Origin of the sequence: Kosakonia sp. H7A (assembly GCF_003028445.1) — a bacterium.
GTDB lineage: Bacteria > Pseudomonadota > Gammaproteobacteria > Enterobacterales > Enterobacteriaceae > Kosakonia > Kosakonia radicincitans.
The window spans coordinates 189,832-209,102 of sequence record NZ_PYTZ01000005.1; the positions used below are offsets into that span (position 1 = coordinate 189,832).

Here is a 19,271-nt window from a genome sequence, read left to right on the forward strand (position 1 = left end):
CGGCCTTAGTTCAGTTCAATTGCGAAGTAATCACGCGCATTGTTAAAGCAGATATTTTTCACCATCTCGCCCAGCAGCTGGATATCTGCCGGCGCTTCGCCTGCTTCCACCCAGCGGCCAATCATCTGGCACAGAATGCGGCGGAAATACTCGTGACGGGTGTAAGACAGGAAGCTGCGGCTGTCGGTCAACATGCCGACGAAACGGCTCAGCAGGCCGAGCTGCGCAAGCTGGGTCATCTGACGTTCCATGCCATCTTTCTGGTCGTTAAACCACCAGCCGGAGCCGAACTGCATTTTGCCCGGCATACCTTCACCCTGGAAGTTACCGACCATGGTGCCCAGCACTTCGTTGTCGCGCGGGTTCAGGCAGTAGAGGATGGTTTTCGGCAGCAGGTTTTCTTCATTCTGCTTGCTCAGCAATCTGGAGAGCTCTTCTGCCAGCGGACGGTCATTGATGGAGTCAAAGCCAACATCCGGCCCCAGCAGTTTGAACTGGCGCAGGTTGTTGTTACGCAGCGCGCCAATGTGGTACTGCTGCACCCAACCGCGACGCGCGTATTCCGCACCCAGCCAGACCAGTACTGCGGTTTTGAACTGCGCGATCTCTTTTTCATTCAGGCTTTCACCAGCCAGGCGGCGGGCCAGGATGCTATCCAGCTCTGCTTCGCTGGCTTCGGCGAACAGCACAACATCCAGCGCATGGTCGGAAACTTTACAACCGTGCGCCGCAAAGTGATCCAGACGTTTGGCCAGTGCAGTTTGCAGATCGGCAAAGCGGCGGATGTCGGTATCGGACACTTCACCCAGTTTCGCCATGTAATCGTTAAAGGTCGCCTGTTCAATGTTGAACGCTTTATCCGGGCGCCAGCTTGGCAGCACTTTGACGTTAAAGGTTTTGTCTTTGGCGACAGATGCGTGATGCTCCAGAGAGTCGATCGGATCGTCGGTGGTGCCGACCATTTTCACATTCATCTGCTGCATGATGCCGCGCGCGGAGAATTTATCCTGCGCCAGCAGTGCATTGCCCTGCTCCCAGATTTCATCCGCAGTCGCCGGAGAAAACAGCTTACCTGTAATACCAAATGGGCGACGCAGCTCAAGATGTGTCCAGTGGTATAACGGGTTACCGATCGTGTGCGGCACCGTCGCCGCCCAGGCGTCAAACTTCTCACGATCGGACGCATCGCCGGTACACAGGCGCTCAGGCACACCATTGGTACGCATCGCGCGCCACTTGTAGTGGTCACCTTTCAGCCAGATGTCATACAGGTTTTTAAAACGGTAGTTTTCAGCGATCTGTTGCGGCGGTAAGTGGCAGTGATAGTCGAAAATCGGTTGGTCTTTGGCGTAGTCGTGGTACAGGCGGCGCGCAAATTCGGTATCTAATAGAAAATCTTCAGTCATAAACGGGGTCATTATCGTCTTCCTCTCAACGAGTGCGTCTGATGCTTACCTTTGATGCTGACAAAGTTATCACACCAATTTCTATAGACCGAAGATATTTTCGTGAGTTGGATCAATAAAAACGGACAAAAATTTACGCTTCTGCGCGATAAATACCCCGCCAGACCGCGCCAAATCTGGCTTCTCCCGGCAAAGTTAAAGACCACACAAAGAAAAACACTTTTGTGATATCACTCACCCTTTCAAGTTGTATGACAAGTTATCTTTCAGCCGTCGAACACATAGCCGACGGAATGCATTCCCGATAACTCATTAAATCGGTCTTGACGGTACGGATGCCGGATTAAAAAAACGCTTACTTGTGGCAAGGTTTGGGCCGTACCGGGGACTCTCCCGGTTACGTCCTCCCGTTTTCATCCTCCGAACACGATCGAAGGGTGACCGCGCTAGCGGTAATAACATAACGATGAGGTTTACATGCGTAAAATCAAAGGATTACGTTGGTACATGATAGCTCTGGTGACGGTCGGCACCGTATTGGGCTATCTGACACGTAACACAGTGGCAGCCGCGGCTCCAACATTAATGGAAGAGCTGCACATTTCTACCCAGCAATATTCTTACATCATTGCAGCGTATTCCGCGGCTTATACTGTTATGCAGCCTGTGGCCGGCTATGTGCTGGATATTTTGGGCACCAAAATTGGTTACGCCTTCTTCGCGATCACCTGGGCTGTATTCTGTGGCGCTACAGCGCTGGCAGGCAGCTGGGGCGGCCTGGCGCTGGCGCGTGGTGCGGTAGGTGCGGCTGAAGCAGCCATGATTCCGGCAGGCCTGAAAGCCGCGTCTGAATGGTTCCCGGCGAAAGAACGTTCTATCGCCGTTGGCTACTTTAACGTCGGTTCTTCTATCGGTGCTATGATCGCTCCGCCGCTGGTGGTGTGGGCAATTGTGATGCACAGCTGGGAAATGGCGTTCATCATCTCTGGTGTGCTGAGTTTCGCATGGGCAATGGCCTGGTTGTTCTTCTATAAACACCCGCGTGACCAGAAAAAACTGAGCGAAGAAGAACGCGAATACATCATTGGCGGTCAGGAAGCACAGCACCAGACCAACAACGGCAAGAAAATGTCCGTCTGGCAGATTCTGGGCACCCGTCAGTTCTGGGGTATCGCACTGCCGCGCTTCCTGGCAGAACCGGCCTGGGGTACTTTCAACGCCTGGATCCCGCTGTTCATGTTTAAAGTGTACGGTTTCAACCTGAAAGAAATCGCCATGTTCGCCTGGATGCCGATGCTGTTCGCTGACCTGGGCTGCATCGTGGGGGGTTACCTGCCGCCGCTGTTCCAGCGCGTGTTTGGTGTCAACCTGATCGTTTCCCGTAAAATGGTGGTGACCATGGGCGCACTGCTGATGATCGGCCCAGGCATGATCGGCCTGTTCACCAGCCCGTACGTTGCAATTGGTCTGCTGTGCATCGGTGGTTTTGCTCACCAGTCTCTGTCCGGCGCACTGATTACGCTCTCTTCTGACGTCTTTGGTCGTAATGAAGTGGCAACGGCAAATGGCCTGACCGGTATGGCTGCCTGGACCGCAAGTACGCTGTTCGCTCTGGTCGTCGGTGCACTTGCGGATACCATCGGTTTCAGCCCGCTGTTCGCCGTGCTGGCACTGTTTGACCTGATGGGCGCCGTGGTGATTTGGACGGTGCTGAAAAACCAGACCGCCGAAGAGGTGGTGAATCATACTGTTGGCGGAACCGCTGCGCAAAATTAGCGATTCACGGAAGTATGACAGAACGATGTAAAAGCCGCCTCAAGGCGGCTTTTTCGTCACAGATGATGGTGAGAATGCGGTAAAAGTGGTATAACAAATCTACTCTCGCCTTTCTTTTCCCTGGAGCCTATATGGAAATTTCCGAGTCACGTCGTTTGTACCAGCAGCTTGCCGCCGAGCTTAAGAGCCGTATTGAGCAAGGCGTGTATCTTGTGGGGGACAAACTGCCCGCTGAGCGCTTTATTGCCGATGAGAAAAGCGTCAGCCGGACCGTGGTTCGCGAAGCGATCATTATGCTGGAAGTGGAAGGGTACGTTGAAGTTCGCAAAGGCTCCGGCATCCATGTCATTTCCAACCAGCCGCGCCATACGCAAGCGCCGGATGAGAGCCTGGAGTTTGCCAATTACGGCCCGTTTGAACTGTTGCAGGCTCGTCAGCTTATCGAGAGTAATATCGCTGAGTTCGCCGCCACTCAGGTGACGAAACAGGACATTATGAAGCTGATGGAAATCCAGGATAATGCCCGCAAAGAGAAGTGCTTCCGCGATTCAGAATGGGATTTGCAATTCCATGTTCAGGTCGCACTGGCAACGCAAAATAGCGCACTGGCGGCGATTGTCGAGAAAATGTGGACGCAGCGCGTACATAACCCGTACTGGAAAAAACTGCACGATCATATTGATTTACGCACCGTAGATAACTGGTGTGACGATCATGACCAAATTCTGAAGGCGCTGATCCGCAAAGATCCGCACGCGGCGAAAGTGGCGATGTGGCAACACCTGGAAAATACCAAGCAGATGCTGTTTAACGAAACCAGCGATGATTTTGAGTTCAACGCTGACCGCTACCTGTTTGCCGAAAACCCGGTGGTCCATCTTGATGCTGCCGCTACCGGCACGAAATAAAAACCGCTATGCAGGCGCACACTTACGCTGCGCCGCCCCCTTTTTGGGTCAGTGAATGGTATAGAGTGTCAGCCTTTGTAAATACCCTCGCCACCCCCTCTCCTGGCAAGCAAAATCGTTTGCGAGCGTTATTCTGACTGACGCACATGGTCAGCTTTTGTTACAATTAGATGCATTTCGCCATTGAATGAGTTAGCGCTTACTCACAGCGTCTTTTAGCTGCATAACAATCGCACCCGGATGTGCCATGCGCGGTCATAATATATTAGAGCCCGCCGCCGTGTTGTTCTGTGCCAGTAACAGACGTGACGTAAACCGATGTACCAGGAACACCGAATGGAACTTTTAAGCCAATTACTTCATGCCCTCTGGAGCCAGGATTTCGAAACGCTTTCGCATCCCGGCATGATCGGCATGCTCTATTTTGTTTTATTTGTCATCTTATTTCTGGAAAACGGTCTGCTTCCGGCGGCGTTTCTGCCTGGTGATAGTCTTCTGGTGCTGATCGGCGTGTTGATTGCCAAAGGCGCGCTGGGCTACCCGCAAACCATCCTCCTCCTGACCGTTGCGGCCAGCCTTGGCTGCTGGCTGAGCTACATCCAGGGACGATGGCTTGGCAATACGCGCATCGTACAAAACTGGCTGTCGCATCTGCCCGCGCATTATCACCAACGCGCGCACCACCTGTTCCATAAGCATGGCCTTTCCGCACTGTTAATCGGGCGTTTTATTGCTTTTGTTCGCACCTTGTTGCCAACGATTGCCGGACTTTCTGGTCTGAGTAATGCACGCTTTCAGTTCTTCAACTGGATGAGCGGCCTGCTGTGGGTGTTGATTCTGACATCGCTCGGTTACCTGCTGGGTAAGACGCCAGTGTTTCGTAAGTATGAAGACGCGCTGATGTCCTGCCTGATGTTGCTTCCGGTCGTATTGCTGGTGATTGGCCTTGTCGGCTCACTGGTGGTGCTGTGGAAGAAAAAATATCGCGATCGAGGCTAAGAAACATGGAATTGCAACGTCCCTTCCTGCGCCGGTTATTAATGGGTTTCATTACGATGGCGATTTTCAGCGTCATGTTTATTGCCTGGGCGACGCTGCAAAACCGTGAATCCACGCTGGCGATTCGCCCGGCGACGCAGAACGTCAGCGTGCCGGATGGTTTCTCCGTCTGGCACCATCTGGATGCCAACGGCATCCAATTCAAAAGTATTACGCCGAAAAACGATACGTTATTGATTACTTTCGAATCCAGCGACCAAAGCGCAGCGGCGAAAGCCGTCCTCGATCGTACCTTGCCCCGTGGCTATATCATCGCCGCCCAGGATGATGAAAACGGCCAACCCTCTGCGTGGCTGGCGCTTCTGCGCACTACCACTCACCGATTCGGTTAATCCTTCCAGGATTCTGAATCTTTTCACTCACTTTGGTGTTTATTGGTTTACTTACTATGCTTGAGTAAACGGAACCAGGGTTCACTTTGTACAACTGGATGCTGGCGCAACGACCGTTTCGCTGGCCAACAATGGAAGGTTTCGATGATGAAAAACCGCATCGCACTGGCGTTGGTTCTTCTTTCTCTGAGCGCTGTTGCACAGGCTGCAAGCCCCTGTCAGGAGAAAGAACATGATATCCAGCGCGAAATCAGTTATGCCGAAAAGCATAACAACCAGAGCCGAATTGAGGGGCTGAAAAAGGCGCTGCATGAAATGCGCGCTAACTGTTCAGATACCCAACTCCGCGCCGCCCACCAGAAAAAAATAGCCGAGCAGAAAGAAGAGGTTGCCGAGCGCCGTCGCGATCTGGCGGAAGCAAAGCAGAAAGGCGATGCGGAGAAAATAAGCAAACGCGAACACAAGCTGAAAGAAGCACAGCTTGAACTGAAAGAGCTGGAGGCTCGCGATTACTGATTTTTAAGGACGTTACCACTCACTCACCTGGAGAAAATTATGTCAAAAGATAATGCCGATCATTTGCGCGCTGAACTGAAATCCCTCGCGGATACGCTGGAAGAAGTGCTGAGTAATTCTGGTGAAAAATCGAAAGAAGAGCTGAGTAAATTGCGGGGGAAAGCTGAGCAGGCTTTGCGTGAGAGCCGTCATCGCCTCGGCGAAACGGGCGATGTTATCGCCAAACAAACGCGTGAAGCCGCCGCCCGTACTGATGAATATGTCCGCGAAAACCCATGGGCCAGTGTAGGCATCGGTGCCGCTATTGGGGTGGTGTTGGGCGTGCTGCTGACGCGTCGTTGATATGACGGAGCCACGACACGCGCAGGGGCCAGGCAAAAGCGCACTGGGGATTGGTCAGCGTATTCTGACGATCCTTGTAGAGATGGTTGAGACCCGCCTGCGGCTGGCGGTTGTCGAGCTGGAAGAAGAGAAAGCCAATCTGTTCCAGCTGTTGATGATGCTGGGTCTGACCATGCTTTTTGCCGCATTTGGCCTGATGAGTCTGATGGTGCTGATTATTTGGGCCATTGATCCGCAATATCGCCTGAACGCGATGATTGCCACCACGGTAGTGTTACTGGTGCTGGCGCTGATTGGCGGCATCTGGACGCTACGCAAAGCGCGCGCATCAACACTGTTGCGCCATACCCGGCAGGAGCTTGAAAATGACCGCGCCCTGCTGGAGGACGATAAATCGTGAGTAGCAAAGCAGAGCGTCTGAAACGTAAAGCGCGCCTGCTCAGCGAGATCCAGCAGCAACGGCTGGATCTCACCGCCGGGCGTCGTGACTGGCTTGAAGCGACCAGCCCTTACGATCGCGGCTGGAATACCTTGCTCAGCCTGCGTTCATGGGCATTAATTGGCAGCAGCGCGCTCGCTGTCTGGTCGGTTCGCCATCCTAATATGCTGGTGCGCTGGGGTAAACGCGGTCTCGGTATCTGGAGCCTGTGGCGCCTGGTTAAAACCACGCTTAACTCACCGCGTTAATGCGTTAAGGGCGGTCGCGACGACCGCCCTTCTCTTCTTACTCAGTTTTTTTGAAAAGATTCGACAGTTTTCCTTGCTAACAATCTTTTCCCGCCACGATTACTATCCTCTCCATCAACAGCAAGCACGCGGCATATGCCCGTAATTGCACACTATTTACTGATAGCCGCGGTAGTGGCCCCCTGGAGAGAAAGATGAAAAAATTAGAAGATGTTGGTTTTCTGGTCGCACGTATCCTGATGCCGATTCTGTTTATCGTGGCTGGCTGGGGAAAAATCACCGGTTATGCAGGTACACAGCAATATATGGAAGCAATGGGCGTGCCGGGGTTCCTGCTGCCGTTGACCATCCTGCTTGAGTTCGGCGGCGGTCTGGCAATTCTGTTCGGTTTCCTGACCCGTACCACCGCTCTGTTCACTGCGGGCTTCACACTGCTGACCGCATTCATCTTCCACAGCAACTTTGCGGAAGGCGTGAACTCTCTGATGTTTATGAAAAACCTGACCATCGCTGGCGGCTATCTGCTGTTGGGCATCACCGGTCCGGGTGCCATCAGCATCGACCGCGTGCTGAATAAAAAATGGTAAGCACTCTATACTGAGTAAAGAGATCAAAGCGAGGAGTTCACTCCTCGCTTTTTTGCTATCAGAAGGAGGAAGCAAAATGGGACAACTGATTGACGGCGTCTGGCACGACACCTGGTATGACACCAAATCCACCGGTGGGCGGTTTAAGCGCTCTGTTTCCGCATTTCGCAACTGGCTCACTGCCGACGGCGCGCCAGGCCCATCCGGCGAAGGTGGCTTCGCCGCAGAGAAAGATCGCTACCATCTCTATGTTTCGCTGGCTTGCCCGTGGGCGCACCGCACTCTGATCCTGCGTAAACTGAAAGGCCTGGAGCCGTTTATCTCTGTTTCCGTAGTTAACCCTTTGATGCTGGAAAATGGCTGGACGTTTGATGACGATTTCCCGGCAGCGACCGGTGATACCCTCTATCAGCACGAATTTCTCTATCAGCTTTATCTGCATGCCGATCCACACTACAGCGGCCGCGTCACCGTGCCGGTGCTGTGGGATAAAAAGAATCACACCATTGTCAGTAATGAATCAGCGGAAATTATCCGCATGTTCAATACCGCCTTTGACGGGCTGGGCGCCAGAGCCGGGGATTACTACCCGCCGGAACTGCGCGCGCAAATCGATGAGCTTAATAGCTGGATCTACGACAACGTCAACAATGGCGTTTATAAAGCGGGTTTCGCCACCAGCCAGCAGGCATACGACGAAGCCGTAACGAATGTCTTTACCTCGCTGGAACGGCTGGAGCAGATCCTGGGTCAGCACCGTTATCTGACCGGCGATCGGCTGACAGAAGCTGATATTCGCCTGTGGACCACGCTTATCCGCTTCGATCCGGTATATGTCACCCATTTTAAATGCGATAAACACCGCATCAGCGACTACCTCAATCTGCACGGTTTTCTGCGCGATATTTACCAGATGCCGGGCGTTGCGGAAACCGTCGATTTTGCGCATATCCGCAATCACTATTTCCGCAGCCACAAAACCATCAACCCAACCGGGATTATCTCTGTCGGGCCATGGCAGGATCTGGATGAACCTCACGGGCGCGACATTCGTTTCGCCTGATCTTTCGGGCGCGTTAGCGCGCCCAAATTATTTCCCGCCGGATTTATCGCTTTGTATTTTTGCCGTCTATTCTTACTTTGATCGTTTAGAAAACAACGAATTGACCGTTGATCGAGGTTAAAAATGGACTGGTATTTTAAGGTACTGGGTAACTATGCCACCTTCCACGGACGGGCGCACCGACGCGAGTTTTGGATGTTCGCGCTGGTCAACATCATCCTTTGCGGCGTGCTGATGACGGTGGACCACATTCTTGGCTGGCACTTTGACGGCGGGTTTGGCCCATTGAGCCTGATTTACACGTTACTGGTACTGGTGCCTTCGCTGGCGGTGCAGGTTCGCCGCCTGCACGATACCGATCGCCGCGGTCGCTGGTTGTTGTTGCTCCTGCTTCCGGTGCTGGGCTGGTTAATGTTGCTGGCCTTTTACAGCCAGCGCAGTACGCCGGAGGAGAACCGTTTTGGGCCGCAGCTGAAAGCGTTTCCCTGAAAGCGGTTATTTACCGGCAAACAACCTGGGGATTTCACGCAGGCACCAGGCTTTCCCTTCACCCATGCTGTCGCGACGCCACGCCATAATGATATCCACCTGGCTGGTATATTCCGGGCTCACCACCCGCAACCGGCCTTCGGCAATATCCTGTTCCACCAGCGGGTAAGGCATTGTCGCCACGCCGAGGCCGGCCAGCAACGCCTGGCGTTTATCTTCAATGGTACTGACCGTCAGACGCGGCTGTTTATCCAGCAGTTGTACTGTTAATACCGGCCGTTCGCGAGCGGTATCCGCCACCGCCACGCCACGGTATTTCACGCGAGTGACTTCCGACAGCGGTTCCGGCTCCTGATGAATCGGGTGATCCGGCGCGGCAACATACACATTCATTACCGAGTAGAGCTTGCGGGAGTTAATTTCCGAGGAGGAACGAAAGTGCATATCCGGCGCGACAACGATATCCGCACGCCCCTGCTCCAGACGCTCCCACGCCCCGGCCAGCACTTCGGTAATAATCGATAATTGCGTATTGGCTTTCGCCGCCAGCCTCTCCACCAGCGGGAAGAGTTCAACCGTCGGCACCAGCGCTTCGGTGACCAGCGTCAGATGCGTTTCCCAACCGCGCGCCAGCGCTTCGGCATCGGTCGTCAGTTTATCTGCCGCTTCCAGCAGCACGCGCCCGCGCTCCAGCAGCATACGCCCGACGTTAGTGAATTTGGTCCGGTGGCCGGAGCGGTCAAACAGCACCACATCCAGTTCTTCTTCCAGTTTTTGCATGGTGTAGCTGAGTGCGGAAGGAACGCGCCCCAACTCATCCGCCGCAGCGGCAAAGCTTCCGCGTCGATCAATCGCATCCATCACGCGCAACGCTTCCAGCGTAAGTGCCCTTTCTTTCGCCATTTATTGTTCTCATTCAGTAAATTTGAACATACCGGGCAGAATATCTGGCTAACAATGCATCGTCCATACCTTTAACATTGTTTTAAGTAAAGAGAGGTCAATAACGATGATTACTACCCGTACTGCAAAACAATGCGGACAAGCTGACTTCGGCTGGCTTCAGGCCCGCTACACTTTTTCTTTTGGACATTACTTTGACCCGAAACTGTTAGGTTATGCCTCCCTGCGTGTACTGAACCAGGAAGTCCTTGCTCCAGGTGCCTCCTTCCAGCCACGGGCCTACCCGAAAGTGGATATTCTGAACCTGATCCTTGAAGGTGAAGCGGAATACCGCGACAGCGAAGGGAACCATGTCCAGGCGAAAGCCGGTGAAGCGCTGCTTATTGCCACTCAGCCAGGCATCAGCTATAGCGAACATAACCTGAGCAAAGACAAGTCGTTAACGCGTATGCAGTTGTGGCTTGATGCCTGCCCGGAGCGCGAAAATCCGCCAGTGCAGAAAATGACGATTGCCGATGCAGCGCAACAACTGCTGGCTTCGCCGGATGGCAACCAGGGCAGTTTGCAACTGCGCCAACAAGTGTGGCTGCACCATATCGAGTTGAAAAAAGGCGAAGAGCTGACAATTCAGTTACATGGCCCGCGCGCCTATCTGCAATCGATCCACGGCACGGTGCATGCGGTTACGCATTGCGAAGCGAAGGAAGCCCTGACCTGCGGCGACGGCGCTTTTATTCGTGATGAGGCTAACATAACGTTAGTTGCCGATACGCCGTTGCGCGCTTTGCTGATAGATTTACCAGTGTGACAGTTATGTTTTAGCAGGTGAGTATATGAATAGCAGCGTAACTAAAATATCTGTTGAGAGCGTCCACACACAGCCTACGCTCCATGAACCGCTTCCGGCCTTTGGGTTTGAAGAGATGCTGACCGAGCTGGAAGCCATCGTCGCCGAAGCCGAAATTCGGCAGGCGGAAGAAGACGCCGCCTAATCTCCCGCCCCGGTTTATGCCGGGGCATCTTTATACATTTCCCCAGCGATACTTCTCTACGACAATAAAGCTGTTTTCCCAAAACGGGGAAGGCAGAAGCGCAAGAGATTTAATTCGCATGCTCTGTTCAGTGGAATATCGCCATGCGCCTGGCGTAGCGGGAGTGTGGGATTGCAGGTCCGGGCGTAGGCCGGGTAAGCGGAGTGGACAGTCATTCATCTCTCGCCGCAAGGCCGCAGAAAAGCAAAAACCCGCCGAAGCGGGTTTTTACCTGAAAAACTGAAGCTGACCGGTAAGCCGCGTTCTTTACATAGAAAGCGGAGTGGACAGTCATTCATCTCTCGCCGCAGAGCCGCAGAAAAGCAAAAAAGCAAAAAAGCAAAAACCCGCCGAAGCGGGTTTTGCCTGAAAAATTGAAACTGACCGATAAGCCGGGTTCTGTCGTGGACAGTCATTCATCTAGGCCAGCAATCGCTCACTGGCTCAAGCAGCCTACCCGGGTTCAGTACGGGCCGTACCTTGTGAACCCCTATTTGGCCTTGCTCCGGGTGGAGTTTACCGTGCCGCGAACTGTTGCCAGACGCGCGGTGCGCTCTTACCGCACCCTTTCACCCTTACCTGATCCCACTTGCGTGGGCCATCGGCGGTTTGCTCTCTGTTGCACTGGTCGTAGGCTTGCGCCCCCCAGGCGTTACCTGGCACCCTGCCCTATGGAGCCCGGACTTTCCTCCCCTCTGCCCGTCTCCCCCGAAGGAGGACTGCAACAAAGCGGCGACTGTCTGGTCAGCTTCGGCGCGCAGTATAGTGGGTTTGCGCGCGCCTGTCACCCTTCCGTCAGCATTCCGACCTGCAATGTGGCCGCAATATTGCGTGACGCGCGGTAAATATTATCAAACGCGCCGCGGAACGCCTCTTCCAGCGTGGTAATGCCGGTCAACACGCTGAACACCGCATCGATACCGTACTGGTGAACCACGCCAACATCGCTGGTCAGACTGCCGGCAATCCCGATGACTGGTTTGTGGTATTTTTTAGCAACATGTGCCACGCCGACCGGCACTTTACCGTGAATGCTCTGACTGTCGATACGCCCTTCGCCGGTCACCACCAGCGTACAGTCATGAATATGCTCTTCGAGATTCAACGCCTGGGTCACAATCTCAATACCGCTGCGCAGTTCCGCGCCGAGAAAAGCCATCAGCGCCGCGCCCATACCGCCTGCCGCGCCGGAGCCTGGCACCTCTTTCACATCCACTCGCAGCGATTTTTTGATGACGTCGGCGAAGTGACCAAGGTTTCGATCCAGCTCAACGATCAGCGCTTCGGTGGCCCCTTTTTGCGGCCCAAAAATACGCGATGCGCCCTGCTCGCCGGTCAGCGGGTTAGTCACATCGCAGGCCACGCGAATCGTACAATCGCTCAGGCGCGGATCCAGCCCGGAAATATCAATCGCATTCAGGCTCATCAGGCTGCCGCCGCCGTAACCAATCTCGGTGCCGTTCGCATCGGTCAGTTTGGCGCCCAGCGCCTGTACCATGCCCGCACCGCCATCGTTGGTCGCACTGCCGCCAATGCCGATAATAATATTGTTCGCCCCATGTTCCAGCGCCTGCAAAATAAGTTCCCCGGTGCCGCGCGAAGTGGTAATCAAAGGGTTACGTAATTCCGGTGGCACCAGCGCCAGACCGCTGGCCGCCGCCATTTCAATAAAAGCGGTTTTCCCGTCGCCGGACATCCCCCACCGGGCATCAACATCATTCCCCAGCGGGCCTGTAACGTGCGCGGTATGCACAATACCTTTAGTGGCAGCAATCATGGCTTCAACTGTTCCCTCACCACCGTCGGCAACCGGAACTGACACGTAGTGAGCATCAGGAAAAATTTCCCGAAATCCTTTTTCTATCGCCTGAGCTACTTCAGTAGCGGAAAGGCTTTCTTTATAAGAGTCTGGGGCGATTACGATTTTCATAATTGTGAGCCTGATAGTGCCGCGCACTTCACTCTTCAGGCCCACTGCGGCCCGAAGATGTGGATGTACAAGAAATCCAGGGCGCAGAGCCGCGCCCTTCTTAATTAACGAGTAACTTCGATTTTCGCCAGTTTCTCGTAGTAGCAAGCAATGGCGCTGTGGTCGGCGTTGCCCAGACCATCAGCGCGCAGCGCCTGCATCATTTCCATCACTGCAGCGGTCAGCGGCAGTTGAGCGCCCACGCCATGCGACGTATCCAGCGCGTTGGAGAGATCTTTGATGTGCAGATCGATACGGAAACCCGGTTTGAAGTTGCGATCCATCACCATTGGCGCTTTCGCATCCAGCACGGTACTGCCTGCCAGACCACCACGGATAGCCTGATACACCAGATCCGGATTAACGCCGGCTTTGGTTGCCAGTGTCAGCGCCTCAGACATCGCAGCGATGTTCAGCGCCACAATCACCTGGTTTGCCAGTTTGGTGACGTTGCCCGCACCGATATCACCGGTGTGCACGACAGAACCGGCCATGGATTTCAGCAGGTCGTAGTATTTGTCGAAGACAGCTTTGTCGCCGCCAACCATCACAGACAGCGTACCGTCGATCGCCTTCGGTTCGCCGCCGCTTACCGGCGCATCAAGCATTTGCACGCCTTTCGCTTTCAGCGCGTCACTGATTTCACGGCTGGCCAGCGGTGCGATGGAGCTCATGTCGATCAGCACGGTACCGGCTTTAGCACCTTCAATAATGCCGCCCTCGCCCAGTGCCACTTCTTTCACGTGTGGGGAGTTCGGCAGCATGGTGATGATGACATCGCACTTCTCAGCAATCGCTTTCCCGTTCGCTGCCGTTTCCGCGCCTGCAGCGATAAGTTCAGCCACCGCTTCCTGGTTACGGTCCACGACCACCAGTGAGTAACCTGCTTTAATGAGGTTTTTACTCATTGGTTTACCCATGATGCCAAGGCCAATGAAACCAACTTTCATCGTCATAATTGCGTCTCTCTTTTAAAGGGTGGTTTGGTTATTTTTTAAAGGTGTCGGCCAGTTTCTGCGTCGCCGAACGGAACACGCCCAAATCGCTGCCAACCGCAACGACGGTCGCGCCCCATTCCAGGTAGCGGCGAGCATCAGCTTCCACCGGCGCCAGAATGCCGCTCGGTTTGTTGTGTGCTTTAGCGCGGGCAAAAATGTGCTGAATGGTGCGCTGGACTTCCGGGTGCGCCGCGTTACCGATATAACCCAGCGTCGCCGCCAGATCGCTTGGGCCGACAAACACGCCATCCACGCCGTCGGTGGCAAGGATTGCATCAAGATTATCCACACCGGCCTGGCTTTCGATCTGTACCAGGATGGTGATGTTGGCGTTGGACTGACGGAAGTAATCCGGCACGGTGCCGAACATATTGGCGCGATGCGAAACCGACACGCCGCGAATGCCTTCCGGCGGATAACGGGTTGCCGCTACCGCATTTACCGCTTCCTCTTCGGTTTCCACAAACGGGATCAGGAAGTTGTAAAAGCCGATATCCAGCAAGCGCTTGATAACCACCGGCTCGTTAGTCGGTACACGCACGACCGGTGCGCTGACGCTGCCTTTCAACGCCATTAATTGCGGTACAAAAGTGAGCACGTCGTTTGGGGCGTGTTCGCCGTCCAGAAGCAGCCAGTCAAAGCCTGCCAGGCCCAGAACTTCAGTGCTGATATGACTACCCAGCGCAGACCAACAACCGATTTGAATCTGTTGGGCCGCCAGCGCGGCCTTGAATTTGTTTGGGAAGATATCGTTATTCATCTTTTGTACCTTAAATGTGTCGTTGCTTATTTCTTCAATTCCATACGTTTGATGTCGCCGACCACGAACAGATAGCAGACCATCATCATCAGCGCTGAACAGCCTACGAACACCAACGCACCGTTGAAAGAATGCAACTCTTTAACCATGTATCCGATGACCAGCGGCGTCACGATAGAAGCCACGTTACCAAATACGTTGAATACACCACCGCACAGACCGACAATCTCTTTCGGCGCGACGTCGGAGATAACCGGCCAACCCAGCGCGCCAAAACCTTTACCGAAGAAAGCGAGCGCCATCAGTGCGACCACCATCACCGTGTTATCGGTGTAGTTACACAGAATGATGCTGGAAGCCAGTAACATCCCGACCACAATCGGGAATTTACGCGCCATCGTCAGGGTTGAACCGCGCTTGATCAGATAATCAGAGAACAGCCCGCCCAGTACGCCACCGGCAAAACCACACAGCGCCGGAATGGAAGCAACAAATCCCACTTTCAGGATCGACATGCCTTTTTCCTGCACCAGGTAAATCGGGAACCATGTCAGGAAGAACCAGGTAATGGTGTTCAGGAAGTATTGCCCGAAGAAGACGCCGAGCATCATGCGGTTGCACAGCAACTGCTTGATATAATCCATTTTTGGACCCGCATTTTTGCCATCGTCGGCTTTTTTGTGGTCCATATCGACAACCGCGCCATTTTTCTCAATATACTCCAGCTCTTCGCGGCTCATACGCGGGTGATCGGTCGGGTTGTGAACAAATTTCACCCAGGCGAAGGTCAGCACAAAACCGATCACGCCCATCACAGTGAAGACATGTTCCCAGCCCCAGGCAAAGGTCAGCCAGCCCAGCAACGGCGAGAACAGCGCCAGTGAGAAGTACTGCGCAGAGTTAAAAATCGCTGATGCCGTGCCGCGCTCTTTCGCCGGGAACCAGGCCGCAACGATGCGGGCATTCGCCGGGAATGACGGCGCTTCAGAGAAGCCCAGCATAAAGCGCATGAAAAACATGGAAATGCCGGCCCAGGCGATCGGGAAAACGTCGACAAAACCTTGCAGGAAAGTAAAGAGCGACCAGAAAAAGAGGCTCCATGTATACACTTTTTTAGAGCCGAAGCGGTCAAGCAGCCAGCCGCCAGGGATTTGCATCAGCAGGTAAGCCCAGCCGAAAGCCGAAAAAATGTAGCCCATCGATACAGCGTCAAGTTGCAGCTCTTTCGCCACTTCGGTCCCGGCAATGGACAATGTGGCGCGGTCTGCATAATTCACTGCGGTTACAATAAATATAATCAGCAGAATTAAATAACGGGTCGGCAACCCCCGTTTTGTTTCCACGACAGAATCTTCGATAGTCATTTTTAATTTCCTTGGGCGCCGCTAACTTTAAAATATAATTATTGAGACGTTTCTTATCTGATTTTATTTAAGCACTCGAAACTTATTATCAGATAATGGCACTTTGATTTTATTAGCCTTCAGTATAATCACCGACAAGGCACCACACACTGGTGGGTTGCTCAATTTTAACATTGTCTGAAAAGATTATTTTGAGCATTTGCACATAAGCCTGGGCGCTGATGCACAGATCTTGCAATATGCAGCCCCGCCAGATGGGGAATCGAGATAATAAGTGATTTAGATCACATTTTAATATTTAAACTCCTGACATTCTTATTTCAGCAAACAAGATTTTTATTCCCGATATTAATTCCAGAATAAAGAATGATTCCGCTTTTATAGAGCAATGCATCGTATAAGTTAGCTGGAGATTACTTGACAATGTCCAACATTGAAATTAGACAGCAACCGCCAGGGGCGTTTTATATTAAGGTACACGACACGGATAATGTCGCTATCATCGTCAATGACAATGGCTTAAAGGCGGGAACCCGTTTTCCGGACGGTCTCGAGCTAATTGAGCATATTCCGCAAGGCCATAAAGTGGCGCTGGTTGATATCCCCCATCACGGCGAAATCGTGCGCTATGGTGAGATCATTGGTTACGCCATGCGTGATATCCCCCGCGGTAGCTGGATTGATGAATCCATGGTTGAGCTGCCAAAAGCACCGCCGCTGAATACACTGCCGCTGGCGACGAAAGTCCCGGAGCCACTACCGCCGCTGGAAGGGTATACCTTTGAAGGTTACCGCAACGCGGATGGAAGCGTCGGCACCAAGAACCTGCTCGGCCTGACCACCAGCGTGCACTGCGTTGCGGGCGTGGTGGATTATGTCGTGAAGATCATTGAGCGCGATCTGCTGCCGAAATACCCGAACGTTGACGGCGTGGTCGGCCTGAATCACCTGTATGGCTGCGGCGTAGCCATTAATGCACCGGCGGCAGTCATTCCCATTCGCACCATTCATAACATTTCGCTGAACCCGAACTTCGGCGGCGAAGTCATGGTAATTGGCCTGGGCTGTGAAAAATTGCAGCCGGAACGTCTGCTGGAAGGGACCGAGGATGTGAAAGCCATTCCGGTTGACAGCGCCAGTATTGTTCGTTTGCAGGATGAGCAGCATGTGGGCTTCCGCTCAATGGTTGACGATATTCTGCAGGTTGCCGAGCGCCACCTGGCGAAGCTGAACCAGCGTAAACGTGAAACCTGCCCGGCTTCTGAACTGGTAGTCGGTATGCAGTGTGGCGGCAGCGATGCATTCTCCGGCGTGACGGCGAACCCGGCGGTGGGCTATGCCTCCGACCTGATTATTCGCTGCGGTGGTACGGTGATGTTCTCCGAAGTGACCGAAGTACGTGATGCGATTCACCTGCTGACGCCGCGTGCCATCAACGAAGAAGTGGGCAAACGCCTGCTGGAAGAGATGGCCTGGTACGATAACTATCTCGATATGGGTAAAACCGACCGCAGCGCCAACCCTTCTCCGGGGAACAAAAAAGGCGGCCTGGCGAATATCGTGGAAAAAGCGCTGGGTTCGATCGCGAAATCCGGTAAGAGCGCCATCTCTGAAGTGCTCTCTCCGGGACAACGTCCGACCAAACGCGGGCTGATTTATGCCGCAACACCGGCGAGCGACTTCGTCTGCGGTACGCAGCAGGTGGCTTCCGGGATCACCGTACAAGTGTTTACCACCGGGCGTGGCACGCCGTACGGCCTGGTTGCCGTACCGGTAATCAAAATGGCGACCCGCACCGAGCTGGCAAATCGCTGGTATGACTTAATGGATATCAATGCCGGGACGATCGCCACCGGCGAAGAGACTATCGAGGATGTGGGCTGGAAGCTGTTCCACTTTATCCTTGATGTCGCCAGCGGTCGTAAGAAAACCTTCTCCGATCAGTGGGGGCTGCATAACCAGCTGGCAGTGTTTAACCCGGCTCCGGTGACTTGATTTTAATAACAAAAACGTAAACCTCACTTTTAAGCATGGCTTCGGCCATGCTTTTTTTTGCCTGCTTTTCCTTTCACAAACTTCCTTTCACTTTCGAAATTTTCATTTTCCAGACACCAATCACAAAAAAACATTACGAAAGCCTATAGATTCTTTCGAAGAAAACAAACGAAAGATTTCGGAGGCTGTGTGTATATTATTTCGACGAAAACCATGCTTAACAAAGCACAACGTGAAGGTTACGCGGTGCCCGCCTTCAATATCCACAATCTCGAAACCTTACAAGTGGTAGTCGAAACTGCTGCCGAATTGCGCTCTCCGCTGATTGTTGCGGGCACACCAGGGACATTCAGTTATGCAGGCGTCGGCAATCTGGTCGCTATCGCCGGTAATCTGGCCAGCCACTTCAACCAGCCACTGGCCATTCATCTCGATCACCATGAAACATTCAGCGACATAGAAACCAAAGTTCAGGCCGGTATTCGTTCGGTGATGATTGACGGTTCCCACTTCCCCTACCACGACAATGTTGCGCTGGTGAAAGCGGTAACGGATTTATGCCATCGCTACGACGCCAGCGTGGAAGCGGAGCTGGGCCGCCTCGGCGGACAGGAAGACGATCTGATTGTCGATGCAAAAGACACCCGCTACACCAATCCGCAACAGGCTAAAGATTTCGTCGAGAAAACCGGTATTGATTCGCTCGCAGTGGCGATTGGCACCGCACACGGCCTTTATACCGCCGAGCCGAAACTCGATTTTGAACGGCTGGCGGAAATACGCCAACAGGTTGATATTCCTCTTGTTTTACACGGCGCATCCGGGCTGCCCGCAGCGGATATTCGCCGTGCCATCGCGCTGGGCGTTTGCAAGGTGAACGTCGCTACCGAACTGAAAATCGCCTTCTCGGACGCGTTAAAGGCCTGGTTTGCTTCACACCCGGATGCCAGCGATCCGCGCCACTACATGGTTCCGGCCAAAACGGCCATGAAAGAGGTGGTGCGCAAAGTGATCGGCGTCTGCGGCTGCGAAGGCAAGCTGTAACGCCACAACCTTTTGAAAATATTGCGTAATAACCGGAGGAAG

General features: G+C 53.6%; 21 protein-coding genes and 1 other RNA gene. 15 read left to right on the forward strand and 7 right to left on the reverse strand.

The genetic code is table 11. The annotated features are described in order from the left end of the window. Positions 1–5: 5 nt before the first annotated feature. Entirely contained in the window at positions 6–1,418 is a 1,413-nt protein-coding gene (gene uxaC / locus CWM66_RS17960; protein WP_007369981.1) for a glucuronate isomerase, read from the reverse strand. Between the two features lie 465 nt (positions 1,419–1,883). Here uxaC and CWM66_RS17965 point away from each other — a divergent pair, with 465 nt between their 5' ends. The 11 genes from CWM66_RS17965 to CWM66_RS18015 all read left to right on the forward strand — a co-directional run bounded on the left by CWM66_RS17965 (position 1,884) and on the right by CWM66_RS18015 (position 9,165). Continuing rightward, entirely contained in the window at positions 1,884–3,182 is a 1,299-nt protein-coding gene (locus CWM66_RS17965) for an MFS transporter (protein WP_007369979.1), read from the forward strand. A 131-nt stretch (positions 3,183–3,313) separates the two neighbouring features. Then, positions 3,314–4,090 (forward strand): transcriptional regulator ExuR, encoded by a 777-nt coding sequence (gene exuR, locus CWM66_RS17970; RefSeq protein WP_007369978.1) that lies wholly within the window; start codon positions 3,314–3,316, stop codon positions 4,088–4,090. A 336-nt stretch (positions 4,091–4,426) separates the two neighbouring features. Beyond that, positions 4,427–5,089, forward strand: a complete 663-nt coding sequence (gene yqjA / locus CWM66_RS17975) for a DedA family general envelope maintenance protein YqjA (protein ID WP_007369977.1) — start codon at positions 4,427–4,429, stop codon at positions 5,087–5,089. A 5-nt stretch (positions 5,090–5,094) separates the two neighbouring features. Next, entirely contained in the window at positions 5,095–5,481 is a 387-nt protein-coding gene (gene mzrA, locus CWM66_RS17980; RefSeq protein WP_007369976.1) for an EnvZ/OmpR regulon moderator MzrA, read from the forward strand. A gap of 147 nt (positions 5,482–5,628) precedes the next feature. After that, positions 5,629–5,997 carry a DUF1090 domain-containing protein gene (locus tag CWM66_RS17985; protein WP_007369975.1) on the forward strand — a complete coding sequence of 123 codons (369 nt, stop codon included), beginning with the start codon at positions 5,629–5,631 and terminating at the stop codon, positions 5,995–5,997. A 39-nt stretch (positions 5,998–6,036) separates the two neighbouring features. Continuing rightward, entirely contained in the window at positions 6,037–6,339 is a 303-nt protein-coding gene (locus tag CWM66_RS17990) for a YqjD family protein (RefSeq protein WP_007369974.1), read from the forward strand. A gap of 1 nt (position 6,340) precedes the next feature. Next, entirely contained in the window at positions 6,341–6,739 is a 399-nt protein-coding gene (locus tag CWM66_RS17995) for a phage holin family protein (RefSeq protein WP_007369973.1), read from the forward strand. Further along, positions 6,736–7,026 carry a YqjK-like family protein gene (locus CWM66_RS18000; protein ID WP_007369972.1) on the forward strand — a complete coding sequence of 97 codons (291 nt, stop codon included), beginning with the start codon at positions 6,736–6,738 and terminating at the stop codon, positions 7,024–7,026. The genes CWM66_RS17995 and CWM66_RS18000 overlap by 4 nt, the downstream gene beginning before the upstream one ends. A 194-nt stretch (positions 7,027–7,220) precedes the next feature. Next, positions 7,221–7,613: a DoxX family protein gene (locus CWM66_RS18005; RefSeq protein WP_007369971.1), complete on the forward strand. Its 393-nt coding sequence runs from the start codon at positions 7,221–7,223 to the stop codon at positions 7,611–7,613. Between the two features lie 76 nt (positions 7,614–7,689). Then, complete coding sequence (locus tag CWM66_RS18010) at positions 7,690–8,676, forward strand: glutathione S-transferase family protein (protein ID WP_107147026.1); 987 nt, start codon at positions 7,690–7,692, stop codon at positions 8,674–8,676. Positions 8,677–8,799: 123 nt separating this feature from the next. Next, positions 8,800–9,165, forward strand: a complete 366-nt coding sequence (locus CWM66_RS18015; protein WP_079517309.1) for a DUF805 domain-containing protein — start codon at positions 8,800–8,802, stop codon at positions 9,163–9,165. Positions 9,166–9,171: 6 nt separating this feature from the next. Here the strand turns inward: CWM66_RS18015 and CWM66_RS18020 are convergent, their stop codons facing one another. Then, entirely contained in the window at positions 9,172–10,068 is an 897-nt protein-coding gene (locus CWM66_RS18020; RefSeq protein WP_007369968.1) for a LysR family transcriptional regulator, read from the reverse strand. Between the two features lie 106 nt (positions 10,069–10,174). Here CWM66_RS18020 and CWM66_RS18025 point away from each other — a divergent pair, with 106 nt between their 5' ends. Both CWM66_RS18025 and CWM66_RS29115 read left to right on the forward strand, forming a co-directional pair. Then, the gene (locus tag CWM66_RS18025; protein WP_007369967.1) at positions 10,175–10,876 is read left to right on the forward strand and encodes a pirin family protein; all 702 of its coding nucleotides are present in this window, start codon (positions 10,175–10,177) and stop codon (positions 10,874–10,876) included. A 25-nt stretch (positions 10,877–10,901) separates the two neighbouring features. Next, positions 10,902–11,060, forward strand: coding sequence for a hypothetical protein (locus tag CWM66_RS29115; protein WP_007369966.1), 159 nt, complete (start codon positions 10,902–10,904; stop codon positions 11,058–11,060). Between the two features lie 411 nt (positions 11,061–11,471). On the opposite strand, the gene rnpB is transcribed toward CWM66_RS29115, so the two are convergent. The 5 genes from rnpB to CWM66_RS18050 all read right to left on the reverse strand — a co-directional run bounded on the left by rnpB (position 11,472) and on the right by CWM66_RS18050 (position 16,190). After that, positions 11,472–11,851, reverse strand: an RNA gene (rnpB, locus tag CWM66_RS18030) — RNase P RNA component class A. 32 nt (positions 11,852–11,883) lie between these two features. Next, positions 11,884–13,029: a glycerate 2-kinase gene (garK, locus tag CWM66_RS18035; RefSeq protein WP_035887910.1), complete on the reverse strand. Its 1,146-nt coding sequence runs from the start codon at positions 13,027–13,029 to the stop codon at positions 11,884–11,886. 104 nt (positions 13,030–13,133) lie between these two features. Next, complete coding sequence (garR, locus tag CWM66_RS18040) at positions 13,134–14,024, reverse strand: 2-hydroxy-3-oxopropionate reductase (protein WP_035887912.1); 891 nt, start codon at positions 14,022–14,024, stop codon at positions 13,134–13,136. A 31-nt stretch (positions 14,025–14,055) separates the two neighbouring features. Further along, positions 14,056–14,826 carry a 2-dehydro-3-deoxyglucarate aldolase gene (garL, locus tag CWM66_RS18045; protein WP_007369961.1) on the reverse strand — a complete coding sequence of 257 codons (771 nt, stop codon included), beginning with the start codon at positions 14,824–14,826 and terminating at the stop codon, positions 14,056–14,058. Between the two features lie 26 nt (positions 14,827–14,852). After that, a complete protein-coding gene (locus CWM66_RS18050) occupies positions 14,853–16,190 on the reverse strand; it encodes an MFS transporter (protein ID WP_007369960.1) in 1,338 nt (445 codons plus the stop codon). A 423-nt stretch (positions 16,191–16,613) separates the two neighbouring features. Between CWM66_RS18050 and garD the strand changes: the two genes are divergently transcribed. Next, complete coding sequence (gene garD / locus CWM66_RS18055; protein WP_043956430.1) at positions 16,614–18,185, forward strand: galactarate dehydratase; 1,572 nt, start codon at positions 16,614–16,616, stop codon at positions 18,183–18,185. A 189-nt stretch (positions 18,186–18,374) separates the two neighbouring features. Beyond that, the gene (locus CWM66_RS18060) at positions 18,375–19,229 is read left to right on the forward strand and encodes a tagatose bisphosphate family class II aldolase (RefSeq protein WP_035887915.1); all 855 of its coding nucleotides are present in this window, start codon (positions 18,375–18,377) and stop codon (positions 19,227–19,229) included. The last annotated feature ends 42 nt before the right edge of the window (positions 19,230–19,271 follow it).

Coding starts and splice junctions, on each gene's coding strand:
- uxaC (WP_007369981.1), bottom strand. CDS start 1,418: ATGACCCCGTTTATGACTGAAGATTTTCTATTAGATACCGAATTTGCG.
- CWM66_RS17965 (WP_007369979.1), top strand. CDS start 1,884: ATGCGTAAAATCAAAGGATTACGTTGGTACATGATAGCTCTGGTGACG.
- exuR (WP_007369978.1), top strand. CDS start 3,314: ATGGAAATTTCCGAGTCACGTCGTTTGTACCAGCAGCTTGCCGCCGAG.
- yqjA (WP_007369977.1), top strand. CDS start 4,427: ATGGAACTTTTAAGCCAATTACTTCATGCCCTCTGGAGCCAGGATTTC.
- mzrA (WP_007369976.1), top strand. CDS start 5,095: ATGGAATTGCAACGTCCCTTCCTGCGCCGGTTATTAATGGGTTTCATT.
- CWM66_RS17985 (WP_007369975.1), top strand. CDS start 5,629: ATGAAAAACCGCATCGCACTGGCGTTGGTTCTTCTTTCTCTGAGCGCT.
- CWM66_RS17990 (WP_007369974.1), top strand. CDS start 6,037: ATGTCAAAAGATAATGCCGATCATTTGCGCGCTGAACTGAAATCCCTC.
- CWM66_RS17995 (WP_007369973.1), top strand. CDS start 6,341: ATGACGGAGCCACGACACGCGCAGGGGCCAGGCAAAAGCGCACTGGGG.
- CWM66_RS18005 (WP_007369971.1), top strand. CDS start 7,221: ATGAAAAAATTAGAAGATGTTGGTTTTCTGGTCGCACGTATCCTGATG.
- CWM66_RS18010 (WP_107147026.1), top strand. CDS start 7,690: ATGGGACAACTGATTGACGGCGTCTGGCACGACACCTGGTATGACACC.
- CWM66_RS18015 (WP_079517309.1), top strand. CDS start 8,800: ATGGACTGGTATTTTAAGGTACTGGGTAACTATGCCACCTTCCACGGA.
- CWM66_RS18020 (WP_007369968.1), bottom strand. CDS start 10,068: ATGGCGAAAGAAAGGGCACTTACGCTGGAAGCGTTGCGCGTGATGGAT.
- CWM66_RS18025 (WP_007369967.1), top strand. CDS start 10,175: ATGATTACTACCCGTACTGCAAAACAATGCGGACAAGCTGACTTCGGC.
- CWM66_RS29115 (WP_007369966.1), top strand. CDS start 10,902: ATGAATAGCAGCGTAACTAAAATATCTGTTGAGAGCGTCCACACACAG.
- garK (WP_035887910.1), bottom strand. CDS start 13,029: ATGAAAATCGTAATCGCCCCAGACTCTTATAAAGAAAGCCTTTCCGCT.
- garR (WP_035887912.1), bottom strand. CDS start 14,024: ATGACGATGAAAGTTGGTTTCATTGGCCTTGGCATCATGGGTAAACCA.
- garL (WP_007369961.1), bottom strand. CDS start 14,826: ATGAATAACGATATCTTCCCAAACAAATTCAAGGCCGCGCTGGCGGCC.
- CWM66_RS18050 (WP_007369960.1), bottom strand. CDS start 16,190: ATGACTATCGAAGATTCTGTCGTGGAAACAAAACGGGGGTTGCCGACC.
- garD (WP_043956430.1), top strand. CDS start 16,614: ATGTCCAACATTGAAATTAGACAGCAACCGCCAGGGGCGTTTTATATT.